4 protein-coding genes and 1 pseudogene are annotated in these 4,570 nt (G+C 32.3%); 2 read left to right on the forward strand and 3 right to left on the reverse strand.

Going from position 1 to position 4,570, the window contains the following annotated elements:
- Nucleotides 1-173 precede the first annotated feature (173 nt).
- Both B2U95_RS15750 and pafA read right to left on the reverse strand, forming a co-directional pair.
- Nucleotides 174-980, reverse strand: a complete 807-nt coding sequence (locus B2U95_RS15750) for a DNA/RNA non-specific endonuclease (protein ID WP_296317850.1) — start codon at nt 978-980, stop codon at nt 174-176.
- A gap of 5 nt (nt 981-985) precedes the next feature.
- Nucleotides 986-2,653 (reverse strand): alkaline phosphatase PafA, encoded by a 1,668-nt coding sequence (pafA, locus tag B2U95_RS15755; RefSeq protein WP_296317851.1) that lies wholly within the window; start codon nt 2,651-2,653, stop codon nt 986-988.
- Nucleotides 2,654-2,754: 101 nt separating this feature from the next.
- On the opposite strand from pafA, the gene B2U95_RS15760 reads away from it, so the two are divergent.
- On the forward strand, nt 2,755-3,492 hold the full coding sequence (locus B2U95_RS15760) for an MlaE family ABC transporter permease (protein ID WP_296317852.1): 738 nt from the start codon (nt 2,755-2,757) through the stop codon (nt 3,490-3,492).
- 13 nt (nt 3,493-3,505) lie between these two features.
- Entirely contained in the window at nt 3,506-4,273 is a 768-nt protein-coding gene (locus B2U95_RS15765; protein ID WP_296317854.1) for an ABC transporter ATP-binding protein, read from the forward strand.
- On the opposite strand, the pseudogene B2U95_RS15770 reads toward B2U95_RS15765, so the two are convergent.
- Nucleotides 4,274-4,570 (reverse strand): annotated as a pseudogene (locus B2U95_RS15770) (hypothetical protein); the annotation flags it as partial.

Raw genomic sequence — 4,570 nt, forward strand, 5'->3', positions numbered from 1 at the left:
TTAGAGCTAAATCTAATAAGGTTAACTTTCTGGTTTCTAAAGATGAAGGACAATTTATTAGAGATTTTCGTTGGGAAGGGATTCGGAATAAGTTTCAAAAATAAAAATACCAAAACCAATAACTAACCAATGTTCTTAAAGACTGATTATAAGATTCCTGCTTTCGCAGGAATTTAGAAGCTCCAACTTTTATAACTACTAGACGCTTCTAATTTATTTTCAATATTATCCTGTAGTTCTGGAAAAAAATTAATCCCTGTTAAATCTTCGACCTCATCTACTGAGACTACAAATTCATATAATGGTAAATCTGAATCTTTATGATCCATCAAAAAAGCTAAGACTTTAATATTTCCCTTTGTGTTGTCTAAAATAACTTTATAAAATTGATTTGGCACAGCAACATCCTCATCACCAATCGTTTTTAGTGCCTTTTTAAGAACACCTCCTGTCACTACAAAAACTCCATCATTTTTTTTGGCCCAATACCGTACTTTATGTTCTAAGCGGCTCCATACACCTGCATTAAATTGATGTTCTTGTGGGCTAATATTACTAGTTAAAAATGTTTCATTATATGCATCTTTAGTAAAGCGTCTGTCACCAGCAGGACATAAATGCCCTCTGTCGTAGCCAGATTTTTTATAATTACGCCAATGAGCAGCTTTTGTTTTCACAGCTTTATCAATTTCAAAATAAGGGCGTTTATGATTTCTAGAACTTAAATGTGATGCTTTTAGCTCGTAAGCCACCCATTCTGCTTGCTCATATGGCTCACTGTAAGAAAGTGAGTAGTTTTGGTGGTGAACTATCTGATTTGTTGTGCTTGTCGGTAAAAAGTATTCGTTGGTGTTTTCTTTAGGTGTTTTTCCACCTTCTATAAGAATAGTTTTTTCTTCGCTATTTAAAAAATGGTCATAACTATAAATACTAACCAGTATGAGAATTGCAATGACTGAGTAAATTTGTTTTTTCTTCAAGATAATTAATCTATTATAAAACCAAGTGGCTTACCAGTAGATCCATTAGGAAAACTAATACCTAACAACGCAGATATCGTTGGTGCAATATCTGGTATTACCGTTTTATTATAAGTCTCGCCATGTTTAATACCTTTTCCAAAAAATAATAATGGCACATGTGTGTCATAATTGAGACCACTACCGTGAGTAGATCCTGTTTTGCTATATCCTATAAAAGCTATATCGTCAACTAAAATAACATCACCAGATCGCTTTTGATTAAAACCATTTTGTAATAAAGCTTCAATTCCTGTTGTGAAATTTGTGGTATTCATTGTAGTTGCTGAGTATACTTTAGAAACATTATCGTAATTGATTTGTTCATTAACGATGGCGTTCTGCACATCTGTAAGATTTAAACCTAATACTTCTACTTTTTTGCGATCTAAAAAAATTTGATTGTTACTTATATTTTCTATAATATCTTTTGTTCCAAATTTCTTACTTAAAAATTCCTGAAATTTTAATTTACGAGCCGCATTATTTGTGTATCCTGCAGGGATTTTAACAGATTTTAAATAAGAAGGTACATTAACTGCTCCATGGTCCGCTGTTAAAAACACGGTATACTCACCTTTACCAACCGTCGTGTCTAAATACAAAAAGAAGCGTTCTAAATCCTTATCTAAACGAATATAAGTATCTTCTATTTCCTTAGAATTTACACCAAAATTATGACCAACATAATCTGTGCTACTAAAACTAACCGTTAGGAGGTCTGTTGTAGAATCACTCCCCAAATCTTCACCTTTTATAGCAGCCATTGCGAAATCTGTAGTTAAGCTGTTGCCATAAGGTGTTGCTTTTAAAATATCAAAACCACGATTAGCTTTACTTAATGCTTTTAAATCGTATGGAAATGTGGCTTTTTCTTGTCCTCTAAACCCACCTTCAAACATATTATCATCAGCACCACTTTCAGTATACGTTGAAATATCATAAACTGTATTCCAAACTTTCAAATAAGACTCTACAGTTTTAGATGTGTTAAAATTGGCTACCCATTTAGGTAAAGTATCCATATAAAAAGAACTAGTTATCCAAACACCTTCATCGCTACCATGAAACCAATAAGCGGCATTAGCTGTATGACCAGCTGGCAAAATGGCGCCTCTATCTTTTAACGAAATCCCAATAGTTTTACCACGCATCTGCGTAAACAATCTATTCTCATCACCAAATGTTGTAGTTTGCATACGGTGTGGTGACATTTTACCTGCTTTATCTTTTGTTCCAACAGGCTCCACATTATCATCACCTGCACAATAGACCATCTCTTTTACTTCTTTGTCATACCAGTTGTTACCAATAATTCCATTATACTTTGGTGTTGTTCCTGTGAATACCGAGGCATGACCTGGACCTGTATATGTTGGCACAAAATTAAAGTGATTATTTTTACAATTAAAGCCCTCTCTCATCATACGTTTAAAACCTCCTTCACCGAATTTAGATTCAAAACGTGTTAAATAATCATAGCGCATCTGATCGACTACTATTCCTACCACTAATTTTGGTTTTGAACTTGTTTCAATATTAGTAATCGCAGTATTCGGAGCCGTAGTTTTGTTCTGTGAAACACAGGATAAAAACACTAGTGAAAACGTAATTAGTGAGAAGATTTTTTTCATGATTAGATAAGTCTTTCTATTCGGATTCAAAAATACGGTTTTTAGAATATCTTAATTTAATTTTACCATTTTTTACTAATCATTTTTATACTTTAGCATACATGAATTACCTACATAATATAGGCGCTTATTTTATAATGATTAAGGATACCTTTCGTAAACCGACTAAATGGTCTGTTATGAAACCTCTAATCTTAAAAGATATTGACGATCTCATTATTGGATCATTAGGCATTGTGGCATTTATAGCATTTTTTGTTGGAGGTGTTGTCGCTATTCAGACATCACTTAATATAGATAGCCCTTTGATTCCCAAATATCTGGTGGGTTTTGCTACGCGACAATCTATTATTTTAGAATTTGCACCAACTTTTATTTCTATTATTATGGCTGGTAAAGTAGGTTCTTTTATAACCTCTAGCATAGGAACTATGCGTGTTACAGAACAGATTGATGCACTAGAAGTTATGGGGATTAATGCTATTAATTATTTAGTGTTTCCAAAATTTGTTGCCTTAACACTTTATCCTTTTGTAATATCAATAGCTATGTTTCTTGGAGTTCTTGGTGGAATGGCAGCTTGTGTTTACGGAGGCTATGGTACTTTAGAAGATTATATTGAAGGCATTCAAACTGATTTTATACCCTTTCATATAGTTTATGCATTTATTAAGACTTTGGTCTTTGCTTTTATATTGGCAACAGTCCCTTCATTTTATGGTTATTTTATGAAAGGTGGAGCACTAGAAGTAGGCAAAGCAAGTACAACTTCTTTTGTTTGGACAAGTGTTATAATTATATTATTAAACTTTTTACTAACTAGTTTATTATTAGGCTAATAATCTCATTAAAATGATAGAAGTTAAAGACTTACATAAATCATTTGGTGATGCTCATATTTTAAAGGGCATTACAACTTCTTTTGAAAAAGGAAAAACTAATTTAATAATTGGACAAAGTGGTTCTGGTAAAACCGTATTTTTAAAATGCCTATTAGGTCTGTTTGATTATGAAAGTGGGTCAATTTCTTATGAGGGAAAACTTTTTAAGACCTTAAGTAACGACCAAAGGCGAGAATTACGTGCAGAAATAGGTATGGTGTTTCAAGGTAGTGCACTGTTTGACTCAATGACTATTGCTGAAAATGTTATGTTTCCATTACGAATGTTCACCAAACAAAGTAAAAGTGAAATGGAAGACCGTGTTAATGTGGTTTTAAATCGTGTTAATTTAGAAAATGCACATCATAAAATGCCAAGTGAAGCTTCTGGTGGTATGCAAAAACGTGTTGCTATTGCTAGAGCCATTGTAAATAATCCTAAATATTTATTTTGTGATGAACCTAACTCAGGTTTAGATCCGAAAACAGCCATTGTAATTGATAATCTTATACAAGAGATTACTGATGAGTTTAATATTACTACCGTAATTAACTCTCATGATATGAATTCCGTAATGGAAATCGGTGAAAAAATAGTGTTCTTAAAAGATGGTTTAAAAGCTTGGGAAGGCTCAAAAGAAACCATATTTAAAACAGATAACGAAGTTGTAACCGACTTTGTTTATTCTTCTGAACTATTTAAAAAAGTACGTAAAATGTATATTGAAGAAAATCTGTAATTAGTTTCTTCTAATAAAAACTGTATCTACTTTTAACTCTTCTTTTAGCCATTTTTGAAGGGCTCTTTCTCTAACAAGAACAACGCTATCTTTTACTGAAACTTTCCATCTTACATTAGCTACCGTAACTGTATCTATATTGATAAAATCTTTTGACTCTAGCATTTTAGCATATCCAAAAAATTCTAAATCACCGAATCTGATTTTAGCGTCTCGAGACAATGAACTAAAAGAAACTGCATTTTTTTCAGTATTTTTTGATTCTACAAGTTTATTAAGATTTGTGATATTAATTTC

The sequence above is a fragment of the Winogradskyella sp. UBA3174 genome (assembly GCF_002364335.1).
Taxonomy (GTDB): Bacteria; Bacteroidota; Bacteroidia; order Flavobacteriales; family Flavobacteriaceae; genus Winogradskyella.